Source organism: Roseobacter sinensis (genome assembly GCF_025755255.1).
Lineage (GTDB): Bacteria > Pseudomonadota > Alphaproteobacteria > Rhodobacterales > Rhodobacteraceae > Roseobacter > Roseobacter sinensis.
This window is the reverse complement of the sequence record NZ_JALIEB010000001.1, coordinates 159,751-176,476: the sequence shown is the minus strand read 5'-3', so window position 1 is coordinate 176,476 and position 16,726 is coordinate 159,751. Positions and strand designations below refer to the sequence as shown.

The window sequence follows — 16,726 nt, the reverse complement described above, 5'->3', positions numbered from 1 at the left end:
AGACCGGTCACCTTGAACGCATGAGCGAGATTTTCCAACACCAGATCAAGGTGCTCTTCCAGCACTGCGATCCCGCCGGCATCGTCTTCTATCCCCGCTATTTCGAGATGGTGAACCAGACCGTGGAGGAATGGCACGATGCCGGCCTGGGCCACTCCTTTTCGCAGATGCACATGGAGTCCGGTTACGGCGTGCCCACCGTGTCCATCGGTGCCGAGTTCTCTGCACCGAGCCACATGGGCGATTTGCTCACCTGGTCGCTCTCGGTCTTGCGGCTGGGACGCACGTCGGCCCACCTGCGGATCACCGCGAAATGCGGTGATCAGCTGCGCATGACCGCGACTCCGGTGCTGGTCTATGTCCATATGGAAAGCGGTCGCCCAGTGCCCTGGTCCGACGGTCTGCGCGCCGAGATGCAGCGCTATCTCAGCGGGGATTTGTAAGCGGTTTGCGGCAAGCGAACCTGTCATCGACTTTTCAGGGCAAACGTCGCAAAGATGTTCCGCCCGGCTGATAGGTCGGGTATCGGCCGACATTGACGCGCCGTCGCCAATGGCGACACCGCCCCGTCAAACCGGAGGTCTGCCTTTGGTGAAATGAGGGCGATTTTCCATCGTTTCAAGCAGCGGGATGTCAGTTAACTCTTTGCTATCGCGCGCAACTGCCAGATCGCAAACGCCCTCCAGCTCGGGCGATATCCTGTGCACCTAGAGCCGCCCTACCGCACCTGCGCCGCCAGCTCCTCCAGCATCTCGTGCACCACATCCGCGCCGATGATCGCGCGCCGCACCAACCGGTCGAACTGCTTGGCAAAGCCGCGGATCTGATCGGGGCTGCTGATCACCAGATACGCGTCCCCGATGTAAAGCGCGACCCGCTGCTTGCCGAAGACCGTGAACGGCGCCGAGAAGGTCTGCGTGCCGTCGTAGAGGTGCAGCCGCAGCGCCGGGTAGTTCTTGCGGCAGACCCCGGCCATATAGGTCAGTTGTTCGCGGCATTGCTCCGGATCCGCTCCGCGCCACAGCCCGCTGCGCGCCGAGAGGTCCTGAAGCGTCTGCACCGGCATGGCGATCTCCACATCCATGTCGTCGAGCGAGACCTGGCCCAGCACGTTCTCCACCCCGCCGCCCCGTGCATCAGGCACGTTGTCCGGCGAGAAGCTTACGATGTCAGGCAGGGTCGAGGGCACATAGCGCAGTTTGAACCCTGAGGCAGCACTGCGCCATTGATCCAATGGCGTTGAGCCATCCGCCTGCACCGCCTTCTCGATCTGCACGCTTTCAGCCACTTCCTGCCGGCCCTCAGGCGCGTTCTCGAGGCACAGAAGCCAATCGACCGAGACGCCGCTCACCCGGGCGATCTGCCGCAGGGTCTCGGCGCGGGGCAGCCGGTCGCTCTCGGGGTTGAGGAATTGGCTCAATGCGGAGCGATCCATGCCCACATCCTTCAGGAATCGCCCTTTTCCGGTGGGATGCGAGGCAAGCACCTGTGCCAGTCGTTCCTTGAACCCTGCCGAGAGATCACGCCTGTCCATGACCTGAAAATACAGCAAAAATGTGCTCTCGCAACAAAATCATGAGATCGTGACATATGTAATGCAGCCAACGCAGATTCACGCTCTTGCGGCAACCCTCGATCGGGCGACACTTCTCCTTGCAGATTTGGAATACGAAAAACCCATTGAAAGGACAGGATAAGTTGACTGCCCCAGGCGGAGAGAGCACCCAAGCGATCGAGTGGCCAACCTTGATGATCTGCTGCCTCTGCTATGCGGGTTTCGCCCTCTCCACCACCACCTTCGAGCTGGTTGGCCCATGGGTCGCCGGCCTCGCCCTTACCCTGTCGCTGACGCTCTATTCCTCGTTCAGCCACGAAGTGCTGCATGGTCACCCGTTCCGCAGTGCGCGGTTGAACACAACGCTGGTCTTTCCCGCACTTGGGCTACTGATCCCCTATCATCGCTTCCGCGACACGCATCTGGCGCATCACCATGACCCTGCGCTGACGGATCCTTACGACGACCCCGAGAGCAATTTTGTCGACCCCGCAGCCTGGGCGCGGTGGGGCACACTGCGGCGCCTGCTTTACACCTGGAACAACACGCTTCTGGGGCGGATGCTCGTAGGCCCGCTGATCGGACTCGCCGTGTTCTACAAGGCGGATTGGTATGCGAGTCGTCACGGAAACAGCCCTGTTAGAGACGCATACATCTTCCACGCCCTCGGTCTTGTTCCGGTCGCGCTCTGGTGGGTGGCCGTGGCGGATATGCCTTTCTGGCTGTATCTCGCGTCCGCCTATGCGAGCCATTCGGTCCTGAAGATCCGGACGTTTCTCGAACACCGCGCGCATGAACGGGCCCGCTGTCGCAGCGTGATCATCGAGGACCGGGGGCCGCTGGCGTTCCTCTTCCTGCAGAACAACCTGCATGCGGTGCACCACGCGCACCCGCGCATGCCGTGGTACCAACTCAGAGCCCATTACATGGCCCGGCGGGCCGCGTTTCTGTCACGCAATGGCGGCTACGCCTATCGGTCCTATGCCCAGATCGCGCGGCTCTTCCTGTTCCGGACCAAGGATCCGGTGCCGCACCTTCTCTGGCAGGCGCCCGAGTTTCGGGCGGAGCGCGCGGCGGATCCCTGACATTTCCCTTGCGGTCTGACCCCGCTTCCCGCTTTGATGCGGCCAGACGACATGGAGGGGGCGCTGATGACAGAGCAAGACGCACCGGTTCTGCTGGATCGGACCGAGGGAATCGCGACGATCACCCTGAACCGGCCGAAGTCGCTCAATGCGCTGTCCGAGGAGATGCTTGCCGCGCTTCAGGCGGTTTTGGATGAGATTGCCGCCGACCGCGGCACCCGGGTGGTGATCCTGCGCGGGGCAGGCAATCATTTCTGTGCGGGTCACAACCTCAAAGAGATGACCGCGCGGCGGTCCGATGCCGATGGCGGCAAAGCCTATTTCAACGCGCTCTTCGCCACCTGCTCCAAGATGATGCTGTCCATTGTGAACCTGCCCCAACCGGTGATCGCCGAGGTCCAGGGCATCGCCACCGCCGCCGGCTGCCAGCTGGTCGCGACCTGCGATCTGGCTGTGGCCTCCGACACGGCGACATTTGCGACCTCCGGCGTGAACATCGGCCTGTTCTGTTCCACGCCCATGGTGGCGCTGTCCCGCAACATTTCGCGCAAGCAGGCGATGGAAATGCTGCTGCTGGGCGAGTTCCAGAGTGCCACGCGCGCCGCTGAGATGGGGCTGATCAACCAGGTGGTCTCGCAGGCTCAGCTGTCCGCTGCGACCCGCGCCATGGCGGCCAAGATCGTCTCCAAGGCGCCGGTTGCGGTGAAGATCGGCAAGCAGGCGTTTTACGAGCAGGCCGACATGGGACTGACCGAGGCCTACGCCTACACGGGCGCTGCGATGGCCCAGAACATGCTCGCGCGCGATACCGAACGCGGGATCGACGCCTTCATCGCCAAGACACCGATGCCCGAATGGCTGGATGATTGAGATGAGGGCGGCGTGAGAGCATCTACGCTATTCGCATCTCTAGGCAATTATCTCACAAGTCTCCCGCCCGGCTGATAGGCCGGGCATCGCCCGACCTCCCCCCGGAGGGCGATTTTGCAAAGTAACCAGAAGCAAGAAAGTCGCAAGTCTGGCGATGCTGCACACCGCGCAGCCAGCGCCAACGCCCTCCAGGCCGGGCGATGCCCTCGTCTTCATGCGGATCAACTAGAAATCGAGGTTCTCGACGCTCAGCGCGTTCTGCTGGATGAACTCCCGCCGCGGCTCGACCACGTCGCCCATAAGCTTGGTGAAGAGGTCATCCGCCTCGGCCATGTCGTCGACTTTCACCTGCAAGAGCGTGCGCGCATCCGGGTCGAGCGTGGTTTCCCAGAGCTGGTCGGGGTTCATCTCGCCCAGCCCCTTGTAGCGTTGCAATGACAGACCCTTCTCACCTTCTTGCAGGATTGCATCCAGCAGATCGAGCGGCCCGAGGATCGTCTGCATCCGGTCCTTGCGGACGAGCGTCGCGGGCAGGTTGTAGACCTCCTGCAGATCGCGCGTGAAGCTGCCCGTGCGCTTTGCCTCGCCGCCGCGCAGGATCCGCCCGTCGAGCGTGCGCACCTCTTCCACGCCGCGCAGGATGCGCGCGAGCCGGATGCCGTGATCCTGCGTGATCCGCCCTTGCCAGCCGCGCTCGTATTCCTCGGCGATCAGGTTCAGCCGTGCGGCGACCTTGTCCGCCGTGCCCTGCAAATCGGCGTCGACCACGCCGGGTGCGAAGGCCCCGGCAATCGCCGCCTGCTCCAGAATGTGCCGCGGATAATGTGTCGGGAAAGCGTCGAGCACACGGCGCATCTGCCGCGCCAGTTCCACCACGCGCATGAGGTCCGCGCCTGCGATTTCCTGGCCATTGCCCTGCCGCAGCATCGCCCCCTCGACGCCCTGGTTGATCAGGTATTCCTCCATTGCCGCCTCGTCCTTGAGGTAGACCTCGGACTTGCCGCGCGTCACCTTGTAGAGCGGCGGCTGCGCGATGTAGAGGTGCCCCTGCTCGATCAGCTCCGGCATCTGGCGGTAGAAGAAGGTGAGCAGCAGCGTCCGGATATGCGCGCCGTCCACATCCGCATCCGTCATGATGACGATCTTGTGGTAACGCAGCTTCGAGATGTCGAACTCGTCGCGCCCGATGCCCGTCCCCAGCGCCATCACGAGGTTCCCGATCTCCTGACTGCTGAGCATCCGGTCGAACCGTGCGCGCTCGACGTTCAGGATCTTGCCTTTCAGCGGCAGGATCGCCTGGGTCTGCCGGTCGCGGCCCGTCTGGGCTGAGCCACCCGCGGAGTCCCCCTCGACAAGAAAGACTTCGGTCTTCGACGGGTCTTTCTCCGAACAATCCTTCAGCTTGCCGGCGAGGAAGTTCACATCCATCGCCGTCTTGCGCCGTGTGAGCTCCCGTGCCTTCCGCGCCGCCTCACGGGCCTGAGCGGCTTCGATGATCTTGCTGACGACGATGCGCGCCTCGTTCGGGTTCTCCTCGAACCACTCGGCCAGCTTCTCGTTCATCAACCCTTCGACCGCCGGGCGCACCTCGGAACTGACCAGCTTGTCCTTGGTCTGGCTGGAGAACTTCGGGTCCGGCACCTTCACCGACAACACGCAGGTCAGCCCTTCGCGCGCATCGTCCCCGGTGAAGCTCACCTTCTCCTTCTTGGCAATGCCCGAGGACTGCGCGTAATTGTTGATCGTCCGCGTCAGTGCCCCGCGAAAGCCCGCCAGATGGGTCCCGCCATCTCGCTGCGGGATGTTGTTGGTGAAGGGAAGGACGTTCTCGTGGTAGCTGTCGTTCCACCACATGGCGATTTCCACGCCGATCTCATCGCGCTCACCCTGGATGAAAATCGGCTCCGGCATCATCGAGGTTTTGGAGCGGTCAAGATACTTGACGAACTCCTTCACGCCGCCCTCGTAGTAGAGCTCCGAGCGCAGCGTTTCCGCGGGCCGTTCGTCGACCAGAATGATCCGCACACCGGAGTTCAAAAAGGCCAACTCGCGCAGCCGCTTTTCCAGCACATCGAAAGAATACTCGAGGTTCGAAAACGTGGCCGTCGAGGCCATGAAGCGCACCTCGGTACCGGTGCGGTCCGTCTCGCCGACCACTTCCAGGTGCTTGACGGTAAAGCCGCCCTCAAAGCGGGCCACATGCTCCTTGCCTTCACGCCAGATGCGCAGTTCCAGCCAGTCGCTGAGCGCGTTCACAACCGACACGCCCACGCCGTGCAGACCGCCCGACACCTTGTAGGAGTTGCTGTCGAACTTCCCGCCTGCGTGCAACTGGGTCATGATGACCTCTGCCGCCGACACGCCCTCTTCCTCGTGAATTCCAACCGGGATCCCACGCCCGTTGTCGGCCACGGAGACCGAGGAATCCTCGTGAATGGTAACGGTAACGGCGTCCGCATGCCCGGCCAGTGCCTCGTCGATGCCGTTGTCGACCACCTCATAGACCATATGGTGCAGCCCAGAGCCATCGTCGGTGTCGCCGATGTACATGCCAGGCCGTTTACGAACAGCCTCTAAGCCCTTGAGAACCTTGATAGAACTGGCGCCGTATTCTTCTGGCGTTTGTGCGTCGTCGGACAAGCCGTTAATCCTTCGTATTTTTCATGTTTTATAAGGTTTCCAGGGCGGAATGTCACGCGAATGGCACAATATTTTGTGTCAGGTAAGGGGGATAACCACACCAACCAAGATCAGCAAACCGCCCGAGACGACATTGATCCGCGCCAGTGTCCGAGGGGCCGTGATCAGAGCCCTTACATGGCCCACGCAGGCGGCCAGCACAAGGTTCCCGACGAGCGGAATGGCGACCGAGGCGGCAATGATCGCGGCAACGTCGCCGGCCGTGACGCTGCGCAGGTCGAAGAAGCCGGGAAGAACCCCGATGTAGAAGAGCACCGCCTTGGGGTTCCCGAGGATCGCAACCACACCCGCCAGGAAGCCGGGCCAGATGCCAGGGCGCGTCAGCCGGCTGTCGGTGCTGATCTTCTGATCCGCATGAGCAATCAGCAACACCCCCATCCCGATAAAGACGCCGCAAGCCACCCAGCGCAGCAGGGCCATGACCACATCGAACACCGACAGCATCCAGGAGATGCCCAGCACCGCCACCAGCGGCCAGAGGATGTCGCCTACCGCGACACCCATCGCCAGCGGCCAGGCCGCGCTGAACCCGCCGGAGAGCGCACGTGCCATGAGGGCCAGCCACACCGGCCCCGGCGTGAGGAACAGGATCACCAACGCGCCCGCGTAGAGCAGGAGGTCGCCCCCGCCGATGGTCACGGGTGCGTCACGAGCTCTGACAGGCCATTGTTGTCGCGCACTTCGACATATTGCGCGCGGTCGCCCAGGGCCGCGAAAAGCTCTGCTTCGGTGCCGGTCATCCAGGCTTGGGCCCCGAGCGCCGCGATCTCGTCGTAGAGCGCTGCGCGCCGGTCCGGATCGAGATGGGCGGCCACCTCATCCAGCAGCAAGAGCGGTGGCGCGCCAAAGTCCCGCGCCAGCGCCCGGGCATTGGCGAGGATGAGCGAGACCAACAGCGCTTTCTGCTCCCCCGTGGAACAGTCCTTCGCCGGCACACCCTTGGCCGCATAAACGCCGGAGATATCCGCCCGATGCGGCCCGATCAGGCTGCGCCCTGCCGCGACATCCCGCGGGCGGCTGTCGGCCAGCGCCGCGCGCACGTCCTCCACCGTCTTGGGAAGGTCGCCGTCGGCATGGGTCAAGGTCAACTCCGCGGCGGGAAAGGCCGTCTGCGCGCCCTCCTGCGCCTCGGCCAGCTGGGTCAGCGCCGTCCGCCGGTTGGCGTCGATGACCACACCAGCCTCCGCCATCTGCGTCTCCAGTGCGGCATACCAGGCCGGATCGCGCACCATATCCTTCAAAAGCCGGTTGCGCTCCCGCATCGCCCGCTCATAGGCCAGCGTGACCTCCGCATGGCCGGGTTCAAAGCTCAGCGTCATCCGATCAAGGAACCGCCGCCGCCCCTCTGCGCCTTCGATCCATAACCGGTCCATCGCCGGGATCAGCCAGAGCACCCGCGCGATCCGCCCCAGCGCCACCTGCGGCGCGGCCTTCTCGTCGATCCGGACCTGCCGGGCCGCGCCCGCTTCCGACCAAATCTCGATTTCGTGTAACTGGTTCAGCGACTGAAGCACGCCGGCTATCTTCCAGCCCAGGGCCTCGGGCCGTCGCGTCATATCCTCGGCGCTAGACCGCCGCAGCCCCCGCCCCGGCGAGAACAGCGACACGGCCTCCAGCACATTGGTCTTGCCCGCGCCATTTGCGCCATAGAGCGCCACGGGCCGCCCATCGAGCGCCAGCCGTCCAACCTTGTGCGACCGAAAATGCGACAGGGTCAGTGCCGAGAGGTACAGCGCCATCCCGCGCCCTTTCTCTTGGCCGAAAATATCCTCGCCGAAGGCAAGAAACTCTTAAACGCGCATCGGCATGACCACATAGACCGCTGATTGGTCATTGCCTTCACGCATCAGTGTCGGATCGCCGGACGAGTTGAACAGGAACACCGCATTCTCACGATCGACCTGACTGGCGATCTCCAGTAAATATTTGGCATTAAATCCAATTTCCAGCTTCTCATCACCGTAAGCGACGGCCAACTCTTCCTCGGCGGCGCCTGAATCCGGCGCATTCACCGACAGCACAAGCCGGTCTTCGTCGAGCTGCAGCTTCACGGCGCGCGAGCGTTCCGAGCTCACGGTCGCGACCCGGTCCACGGCCTGCGCGAAGTCGGAGGCATCCACCTCCAGCTTGCGGGCGTTGTTCTGCGGGATCACACGGGTGTAATCCGGGAAGGTTCCGTCGATCACCTTCGAGGTGAGCGTGATGTCCGGCGTTGCAAAGCGTATCTTGGTTTCGCTCACCGACACCGCGATCTTCATGTCATCGTCATCCAGCAGCTTGCGCATCTCCCCCACCGTCTTGCGCGGCACGATCACGCCCGGCATGTCTGCGGCACCTTCGGGCAGCTCCGCATCGATGCGGGCCAACCGGTGGCCGTCGGTGGCCACACAGCGCAGGGTCTGCCCGCCGTCGGCATCCGCCACGTGCATATAGACGCCGTTGAGATAGTAGCGCGTCTCCTCGGTGGAGATCGCGAATTTCGACTTGTCGAAGAGCCGCCGCAACACTGGCGCCGGCGCCGAGAAGTTCGAGGCATATTCCGACGACGCCATGACCGGGAAGTCTTCCTTCGGCAGCGTCGCGAGCGAGAAGTTCGACCGCCCCGCCTCGACCGTCAGACGCCCGGTCGCGCCATCTGCGGTCAGTGTGACCAGCGCGCCATCGGGCAGCTTGCGCACGATTTCATGAAGGGTGGTGGCGGCGACTGTTGTGGCGCCAGCACGCTCCACTTGTGCGGGCGCCTTGTCGACGATCTCGATATCGAGGTCCGTTGCGCGGAAGGTGACGTCACTGCCTTCCGCTTCGATAAGGACATTGGCGAGGATCGGGATCGTGTTGCGCCGTTCGACGACCGACTGCGCTTGGCTCACGGCCTTGAGCAGAGACGCGCGTTCGATGCTGATCTTCATGTGCCTAGTCCTCCCACCAGTCGGGAGGATCAAGGTACCTTCTTCCACCGACTTCACAAGCGTTTTATTGGTTTGTGTGGTGGAAAGCGCAGGGCGTCAAGACCCGTCGCCGCATTGCCGCACGACGGGTCGAGCAGTGTGACTATTCTTCCAGCGCGCGGCGCAGAAGTTCCAGATCTTCAGCGATCTGACCGTCTTGAGCTTTCAACTCTTCGATGCGTTTCACCCCATGCATGACGGTGGTGTGATCGCGCCCGCCAAAGCGCCGCCCGATCTCGGGCAGAGACCGGCTGGTCATCTTCTTGCACAGATACATCGCCACCTGGCGCGGCCGCGCATAGCTCCGCAACCGCTTGGGCCCGATCATGTCCGACAGACGGATGTTGTAGTGGTCCGACACCTTGCGCTGGATTTCTTCGACCGTGATCTTGCGCTCGGAGGCGCGCAGCACGTCCGACAGGCAATCCTGCGTCAGCTCCATGTTGATCTCGCGCCCGACAAGCGAGGCAAAGGCAAAGAGCCGCGTCAGGGCACCTTCGAGCACCCGCACGTTGGTCGAGATCCGATGGGCGAGGAACTCCAGCACACCGGTCTCGACCTCCAGATCGGGGTAATTCACCCGCTGCTGCTCGACCTTGCTTTGCAGGATGCCGAGCCGCAGCTCGTAATCGGTCGGGTGCAGGTCCACCACCAGGCCGCATTGCAGGCGCGACTTCACGCGATCTTCCAGATCCTTGATCTCTCCAGGCGCGCGGTCAGCCGAGATGATGATCTGCTTGTTCTGATCCACAAGCGCATTGAACGTGTGAAAGAACTCCTCCTGTGTGGAGTCCTTGCCGGCGATGAACTGCACGTCATCCACCATCAGCACATCGACAGAGCGGAAGATCTCCTTGAAGTCCATCATCTTGCGGTCGCGCAGGGCCTGGACGAAGCGGTACATGAACTGTTCGGCAGAAAGGTAGAGGACATTCATCTCGGGGCGGCGCTCACGCAACTCATGGGCAATTGCGTGCATCAGGTGGGTCTTGCCGAGGCCAACACCGCCGTAGAGGAACAGGGGGTTGAAGGTGACCGGCCCACCTTCGGCCACACGGCGCGCGGCCGCATGGGCCAGCTCGTTGGGTTTGCCGACAACGAAGGTATCGAAGGTAAAGCGCTTGTCGAGCGGTGCGGTGGTCAGCACGTTGTTCGCAGCCTGTTTCGATGTCCGGGGGGCCTCTGGCCGCTGCTCTGCGGCCGGGGCCGCTTCGGCGCCTGCACCGACATGGGCCGGCACTGCAAAGCGCAGGCGCTGCAAGCTTGGATCCTCCGTTTTCAGCTCGTGCAGGATCAGATCCGCGTAGTTCTGGCTGACGTAGTTCCCCAGAAACGTCGTCGGCACATCGAATGTGGCGATCCCGTCATTTGCGGCCCGAAACTCGATCGGTTCGATCCAGTTGGTATAGTTGTTTTGCCCTACCGTTTTCAGCAGCCGCTGCCTCAACTGCCCCCACTTCTCTTTAGTCATGTTTGACCTGTTTTCCTATTTTCGCGTTCCCAGTTATAGCGCTGCACCCGGCTCGGTGTGCCGCACCGCCTCTACGATCTTCGTCACGAACACACCTTCCCTGTCCTGATCCCGCACGAAACCAGGTCAACGTCCAACGGACATTTACAGATTAGGCAATGCCTGACCGGAGCGAGCCCCCAACACGCGGAAGCAAAACTCGATCAGACGACACCGTCCGCTCTTTTTTGACAGGGCAAAACGCTGTTGCGCAGCTTTTGCAGACTGAAGGCGTCCCCATCTGGTGACACCCAGCCCCTGATCCGATACTGCCCGCCGTACAGCGAACGAACCGTCCAGGGCCTGTCCCCCCATGGCGAAATGAATCGCTGAATATTGGTAGCAACTTCGTGAGCGCGACGGCAACTGATCTTCATTCTTGACTCAGGATTTTCAAAAAAGAATCTCCGGACGCGCAAAAAGAGTCTCATAAATGCGAAAAAGCGCCGACGCGCGGCGCTTTTTTTCCCCTGTTTGGGTGATTTCGGATCACATCTCAGGGTTGTTTTCAGCCCAGAGCTTTCACCCGGGAGGACAAGCGCGAAATTTTTCGCGAAGCGGTGTTTTTATGAAACACTCCCTTGGTCACGCCGCGCATCAGCTCTGGCTGAGCCGCCTTCAGAGCGGCTGCTGCCGCATCCTTGTCGCCGGAGGCAATGGCCTCTTCGACCTTGCGCAGAAAGGTCCGGATGCGCGAGCGACGCGCTTTGTTGATCTGAAACCGCGCTTCGTTCTGACGCGCGCGTTTTTTTGCTTGGGGCGAATTTGCCATGTGTCTGTCACCTTCTTGGGCTTCAATCGTGTCTCAAATGCACAACGCCCCCGATCCGGTCTCGGACCTCGTTCGGTGATTCTAGCCAGAAGCGGGCTGCACGCGCATGTCTGCCGGGCTCTATAAGGGCCTTCGCCTCCGATTGCAAAGCCGAAAAATTTGGCGCCCGGTGGCGCTCCGGCTGCCGACGTTCAGCCCGCTCCGTAGAGGCGTTCCATGGGCAGCCATCCGCGTTCAGGAATCCGCCGCTCGGCGTCGAAGGCGAAGTAGCATCCGCCGCCGCCAGGCCCTTGGTCATGCTCGCGGCTGATCGGCAGATCCGCCAGGTGACAATATAGCAGTGTACCGACACCGCCGTGTCCCACCAGCAGCAGGTCGCCCGCGCCATGGCTGGACAAAGCGGTCTCAAAGGCCCGCACGATGCGGGTCTGCGCCTGCGCGGCGGTTTCCCAGCCTCGCACGCTGACCTCTGGCGCGGCAAAGAACGCATCCGCCACCTGTTCGAATTCGTCTGGCGGCAGGAACCCGGTGGCGCTGCGGTCGTTCTCGTGCATCGCGGCATCGATCTGCATATCGCAGCCCAAGGCCTTGGCGAGTGGCTCCGCGGTTTCCATCGCCTTGGTCTCGTCGCTGCTTATGATCCGCGTGGTTCCGCCGAGTGCGCCCGATGCCGCCAGCGCTGCGACCCGCGCCCGGCCGACCTCGTTCAGCGGCCAGCGGGGAATGTCGATCTGCGGGTCGATCCGGACCTGCGGATGGGTGAGGTAGCGCACAACTCTGCTCATCGCAGATCTCCCATGACAAACGGGTTTTGAATTCAGAGGGTGGGGGGCGGACCAGCGCCGGTTACTTGTCGCGAAACTGTGCTTCGCGCTTTTCGACGAAGGCGCTCATGCCTTCGGACTGGTCCTCGGTCGCAAAGAGCGCGTGGAACATGCGCCGCTCGAACAGAAGCCCTTCGCGGAGCGGCACCTCATAGGCGCGGTTCACCGCTTCTTTCACCACCATCACCGTGATCATGGATTTCTCGGCGATCTTCTGGGCTGCGCTATGCGCTTCTTCCAGCAGTTTCTTGCAGGGTACCACGCGGCTGACGAGGCCGGACCGTTCGGCTTCTTCGGCGTCCATGAAACGCCCGGTCAGATGCATATCCATCGCTTTTGACTTTCCGACGATCCGCGTCAGCCGCTGGGTGCCCCCGATACCGGCCACCACGCCGAGGTTGATCTCGGGCTGGCCGAACTTCGCTGTGTCCGAGCAGATGATGAAATCGCACATCATCGCCAGCTCGCAGCCACCGCCCAGCGCATAGCCCGAGACCGCGGCAATGATCGGCTTGCGCACGGCCATGATCTGCTCTGTCTCCGGGGTGAAGAGATCGCCCGAGAACGCCTCGACAAAGCTCTTGTCCTTCATCATGGCGATATCCGCACCGGCGGCGAAGGCCTTCTCCGAGCCGGTGACGATAATGCACCGCACCTTCTCGTTGGCCTGCGCATCGCGCAGTGCATCTGCAAGCTCGGTCAGCAACTCGTCGTTCAAGGCGTTCAGGGCATCGGGCCGGTTCAGCGTGATCTGGGCTACATGGTTCTCTATCTCAACGATGATCGTCTCGTAGGCCATCCGCAAAGCTCTCGTTTGGTGACTGAGACTTCGACTCAATACCAAGCATTGGCGAGGTTCAAGCTATCTTTGGCATTGCGCGCAGAAGAAAGATGAGCGACCCGATTGCACGATTCGCCGGATCATGCCGGGGCAGTCCGGGGTGCGGCACGGCCGGCCCTCGCGGCCATAGACGTCAAATCGGTGCTGGAAATATCCAAGCTCGCCATCGGCTTGGCGGAAATCACGCAGCGATGAGCCGCCCGCTTCGATGGCCTCTGCCAGGACGGCACGGATGATCGGCACCAGCGCCGCGACGCGCGCCGCGGAAATCCGCCCGGCCTTCCGCGTCGGCCTGATTTTTGCGCGGTAGAGCGCCTCGCAGACATAGATATTCCCCAATCCGGCAACAATCCTCTGGTCGAGCAGGGCTGATTTCACCGGTGTCATCTTGCCCTTGAAGGCTGCAATCAGGTGATCCTCGTGGAACTCATTGGCCAAGGGCTCGGGCCCCAGCGCGGCGAGCAGCTTGTGCTCCGCTGCTGTTGCGGTCTGCATCAGGTCCATCGCACCAAACCGCCGCGGGTCGTTGAACGTGATGCGCGCGCCGTTCTCCATATGGAAGACCACATGGTCATGCTTTTCCGGGGCAGGGTGGTCATGCACGAAGTGGCCGAGCGGATCGCCGGAGACCATCATCCGCCCCGACATGCCCAGATGAATGAGCAGCGTCTCGCCCGAGCTCAAATCGGCGAGGATGTATTTCGACCGCCGCCGTAACCGTTCCACACGGCACCCGGTCAGCCGCGCCGCCATGGCGTCGGGAAACGGCCAGCGCAGATCGGGCCGGTTCACATCCGCCTGCGCAATCACCGCGCCAGCCATAGCAGGCTCCAGCCCGCGGCGCACGGTTTCGACCTCTGGCAATTCTGGCACGGCTCTCCCCGCGACAATCGGGCCGCATTGTGCATCTGCCCATGAAGCCTATAACAAAAGGCGAAGCGGCGAGGACCACAAGACCCCATGAGCGACGAGACCGATAAAACCACCCACTTCGGCTACGAGACCGTGCCCGAGGCCGAAAAAGCCGGGCGGGTGCGGGGGGTCTTCTCCTCCGTTGCCAGCAAATACGATATCATGAACGACGTGATGTCGGGTGGCATCCACCGCTTGTGGAAAGACGCGATGATGGACTGGTTGGCCCCGCGCCCGGGGCAAAAGCTGCTCGACGTGGCGGGCGGCACGGGAGACATTTCCTTTCGGTTCCTGAAGCGCGCGGGCTCCGGCCACGCCACGGTGCTGGACCTGACTGAGCCCATGCTGGTCGAGGGCCGCAAACGCGCCGAAGCCGCACAAATGCAGGACAGCCTCGACTGGGTCGTGGGCGACGCGATGGCGTTGCCTTTCGAGGACAACAGCTTCGACGTCTACACCATTTCCTTTGGCATAAGAAATGTGACCCGCCCCGAATATGCGCTGGCCGAGGCTTACCGTGTGCTGAAACCGGGTGGTCGGCTCATGGTGCTGGAGTTCAGCCAGCTGCCGAACCCTGCGCTTCAAAGGGCCTATGACCTTTACAGTTTCAATGTGATCCCGCGTTTGGGCCAGGTGATCGCCAACGATCGCGACAGCTACCAGTATCTGGTGGAATCCATCCGCAACTTCCCGGACCAGGAAACCTTCCTCGCGATGGTCCGGGCCGCCGGCTTCGAACAAGCCAAGTACCGCAACCTGACCATGGGCGTGGCCTGCCTGCACTCCGGATGGAAATTGTGAGCGCCCGAGTGCCGCTTCTTCTGGCTCAAAATATCCCGGGGGGCGCGGGCCGCTTGCGGCCCGACGCGGGGCAGAGCCCCAAAAAGGCCGTCTGAAGCATGCGTGGCCCGCACAATATCTGGCGGCTGATCCGCACAGGCGCCACGCTAGAGCGGACGGGTGCGATGAAGCTCGTGCTCGACGCCTTCGAAGCGCCGCCTGCCCTGCGGTTTGTCGCCCGCGCGCTGGGCCTGCCGTTCAAATGGCTGGGCTATCCGGGCGACCCCTCCATGCCACCCGCGACCCGTGCGCTCACGGCGCTGGGTCCGGCCTACATCAAGTTCGGTCAGATCCTCTCGACCCGACCGGATGTCGTGGGCGACGACCTCGCGATCCAGCTCCGCGTCCTGCAGGACAAGTTGCCACCCTTCTCCGTCGAAGAGGCCAAGGCCGAGGTGCAGCGCGAGCTGGGTGTCCCGGTCGACCAGATCTTCTCGGAGTTCAGCGAACCCGTTGCCGCCGCCTCCATCGCACAGGTGCACAAAGCGACACTCGCCTCCAACGGCGAGGCGGTTGCGGTCAAGGTCCTGCGACCGGGCATCGAGAAAGCCTTCCGCAAGGATGTGGATGCCTTCTATCTTGCTGCCCGGATGGTCGAGATCTTCTCGCCCGGCTCCCGCCGCCTGCGCCCGATGGAGGTGATCGAGCACTTCGACGGCGTGGTGCGTGGCGAGCTGGATCTGCGTCTGGAATCTTCCGCCGCCTCGGAGTTCGCGGCCAACACGAAGAACGACGACGGCTTCCAGCTTCCGCCGATGAAGTGGGAATACTCCGCCCGCCGCGTGATGACGCTCGGCTGGGCCGATGGGGTCCCGATGGGCGACAACGCCGCCATTGACGCAGCCGGCCACAACCGGATCGACCTCGGAGACCGGGTGCTGAAGCTCTTCCTCAACCACGCGTTACGCGACGGGTATTTCCACGCGGACATGCACCAGGGCAACCTCAAGGTCGCGCCCAATGGGGACATCATCGCCTATGACTTCGGCATCATGGGGCACATTGATGAATACACGCGCCGGGTCTATGCCGAGATCCTCTTCGGCTTCATCCGCAAGGACTACAAACGTGTGGCCGAAGTGCATTTCGAGGCGGGCTATGTGCCCGCCGACAAGGATGTAGACGAATTCGCTCGCGCCCTGCGGGCCGTGGGCGAGCCCATCTTCGGGATGGATGCCTCGAAGATTTCCATGGGGCGGCTGCTGAATTACCTCTTCGAGGTGACCGAACGGTTCGGCATGGAAACCCGCACGGAGCTCATCCTGCTCCAGCGCACCATGGTGGTGGTCGAAGGCGTGGCGCGCTCGCTCAATCCGCAGATCAACATCTGGCAGGTTGCCGCCCCGCTGGTGACCGACTACATCTCCAAATCCATCGGGCCGAGGGCGGCGCTGAAGGATCTTGCCAAGACCGCGCGGGTGGTCGCCCGCTTCGGCCCGCGCCTGCCCGGCATGGTCGAGACCGCGCTTGTGCGCCAGAGTAACCCGGAAGAGCCAGCCCCACCACGCGGACTGCTGGAACGCATGTTCCTTGCGATGATCTTCGGGGTGTCGATAGGTGTCGGCGGTGCTGCGACGCTGATCCTGATCGACATGACACTGTTCTAGAGCGCTTCGCCGTTCGCCTGATACAGCGTGCATCACCTATTGCGGTGATTTCATTGAAACCAGACAGCGATAGGTGATCCAAGTTTAACGCGAATTGCTTGTCTTATGACTTTGTCAGTCTCCATGCGAAGATGGAGCCTCTGCTCGCCACGCCATTTATGGCGGGCAGAGGCGGTGTGTGGATCGGGACGTGCTTGGTCGTAGCGGACCGTTCTAAAGTGTGATCGCACACCGTCTTCTCATGAGGCCTGAAGGGATACCC

At 62.5% G+C, this 16,726-nt stretch carries 15 protein-coding genes; 5 read left to right on the top strand and 10 right to left on the bottom strand.

From position 1 onward, the window contains the following. Nucleotides 1-20: 20 nt before the first annotated feature. A complete protein-coding gene (locus MUB52_RS00890; RefSeq protein WP_263842297.1) occupies nucleotides 21-443 on the top strand; it encodes an acyl-CoA thioesterase in 423 nt (140 codons plus the stop codon). Nucleotides 444-718: 275 nt separating this feature from the next. Here MUB52_RS00890 and MUB52_RS00885 read toward each other — a convergent pair whose 3' ends face one another. Continuing rightward, nucleotides 719-1,552 carry a helix-turn-helix domain-containing protein gene (locus tag MUB52_RS00885; protein WP_263842296.1) on the bottom strand — a complete coding sequence of 278 codons (834 nt, stop codon included), beginning with the start codon at nucleotides 1,550-1,552 and terminating at the stop codon, nucleotides 719-721. Between the two features lie 146 nt (nucleotides 1,553-1,698). Between MUB52_RS00885 and MUB52_RS00880 the strand changes: the two genes are divergently transcribed. Together MUB52_RS00880 and MUB52_RS00875 are read left to right on the top strand one after the other, a co-directional pair. Further along, nucleotides 1,699-2,640: a fatty acid desaturase gene (locus tag MUB52_RS00880; protein WP_263842295.1), complete on the top strand. Its 942-nt coding sequence runs from the start codon at nucleotides 1,699-1,701 to the stop codon at nucleotides 2,638-2,640. 66 nt (nucleotides 2,641-2,706) lie between these two features. Continuing rightward, nucleotides 2,707-3,510, top strand: a complete 804-nt coding sequence (locus MUB52_RS00875; RefSeq protein WP_263842294.1) for an enoyl-CoA hydratase — start codon at nucleotides 2,707-2,709, stop codon at nucleotides 3,508-3,510. Nucleotides 3,511-3,735: 225 nt separating this feature from the next. Here MUB52_RS00875 and gyrB read toward each other — a convergent pair whose 3' ends face one another. From gyrB to mutM, 9 genes are all read right to left on the bottom strand, one after another. Then, a complete protein-coding gene (gyrB, locus tag MUB52_RS00870) occupies nucleotides 3,736-6,150 on the bottom strand; it encodes a DNA topoisomerase (ATP-hydrolyzing) subunit B (protein ID WP_263842293.1) in 2,415 nt (804 codons plus the stop codon). A gap of 78 nt (nucleotides 6,151-6,228) precedes the next feature. Next, a complete protein-coding gene (locus tag MUB52_RS00865) occupies nucleotides 6,229-6,849 on the bottom strand; it encodes a LysE family translocator (protein WP_263842292.1) in 621 nt (206 codons plus the stop codon). Then, a complete protein-coding gene (gene recF, locus MUB52_RS00860) occupies nucleotides 6,846-7,949 on the bottom strand; it encodes a DNA replication/repair protein RecF (RefSeq protein WP_263842291.1) in 1,104 nt (367 codons plus the stop codon). Before recF ends, MUB52_RS00865 begins: the two co-directional genes overlap by 4 nt. A gap of 51 nt (nucleotides 7,950-8,000) precedes the next feature. Further along, nucleotides 8,001-9,119: a DNA polymerase III subunit beta gene (dnaN, locus tag MUB52_RS00855; RefSeq protein ID WP_263842290.1), complete on the bottom strand. Its 1,119-nt coding sequence runs from the start codon at nucleotides 9,117-9,119 to the stop codon at nucleotides 8,001-8,003. A gap of 142 nt (nucleotides 9,120-9,261) precedes the next feature. Next, nucleotides 9,262-10,629: a chromosomal replication initiator protein DnaA gene (gene dnaA, locus MUB52_RS00850; protein ID WP_263842289.1), complete on the bottom strand. Its 1,368-nt coding sequence runs from the start codon at nucleotides 10,627-10,629 to the stop codon at nucleotides 9,262-9,264. A 547-nt stretch (nucleotides 10,630-11,176) separates the two neighbouring features. After that, entirely contained in the window at nucleotides 11,177-11,440 is a 264-nt protein-coding gene (gene rpsT, locus MUB52_RS00845) for a 30S ribosomal protein S20 (RefSeq protein ID WP_263842288.1), read from the bottom strand. 191 nt (nucleotides 11,441-11,631) lie between these two features. Continuing rightward, nucleotides 11,632-12,225 (bottom strand): histidine phosphatase family protein, encoded by a 594-nt coding sequence (locus tag MUB52_RS00840; protein WP_263842287.1) that lies wholly within the window; start codon nucleotides 12,223-12,225, stop codon nucleotides 11,632-11,634. Nucleotides 12,226-12,286: 61 nt separating this feature from the next. Further along, on the bottom strand, nucleotides 12,287-13,063 hold the full coding sequence (locus MUB52_RS00835; protein WP_263842286.1) for an enoyl-CoA hydratase: 777 nt from the start codon (nucleotides 13,061-13,063) through the stop codon (nucleotides 12,287-12,289). Between the two features lie 63 nt (nucleotides 13,064-13,126). After that, nucleotides 13,127-13,978, bottom strand: a complete 852-nt coding sequence (gene mutM, locus MUB52_RS00830) for a bifunctional DNA-formamidopyrimidine glycosylase/DNA-(apurinic or apyrimidinic site) lyase (protein WP_263842285.1) — start codon at nucleotides 13,976-13,978, stop codon at nucleotides 13,127-13,129. A gap of 87 nt (nucleotides 13,979-14,065) precedes the next feature. On the opposite strand from mutM, the gene ubiE reads away from it, so the two are divergent. Both ubiE and ubiB read left to right on the top strand, forming a co-directional pair. Beyond that, complete coding sequence (gene ubiE, locus MUB52_RS00825) at nucleotides 14,066-14,818, top strand: bifunctional demethylmenaquinone methyltransferase/2-methoxy-6-polyprenyl-1,4-benzoquinol methylase UbiE (RefSeq protein WP_263842284.1); 753 nt, start codon at nucleotides 14,066-14,068, stop codon at nucleotides 14,816-14,818. 98 nt (nucleotides 14,819-14,916) lie between these two features. Beyond that, nucleotides 14,917-16,464, top strand: coding sequence for a 2-polyprenylphenol 6-hydroxylase (gene ubiB / locus MUB52_RS00820; RefSeq protein ID WP_263842283.1), 1,548 nt, complete (start codon nucleotides 14,917-14,919; stop codon nucleotides 16,462-16,464). The last annotated feature ends 262 nt before the right edge of the window (nucleotides 16,465-16,726 follow it).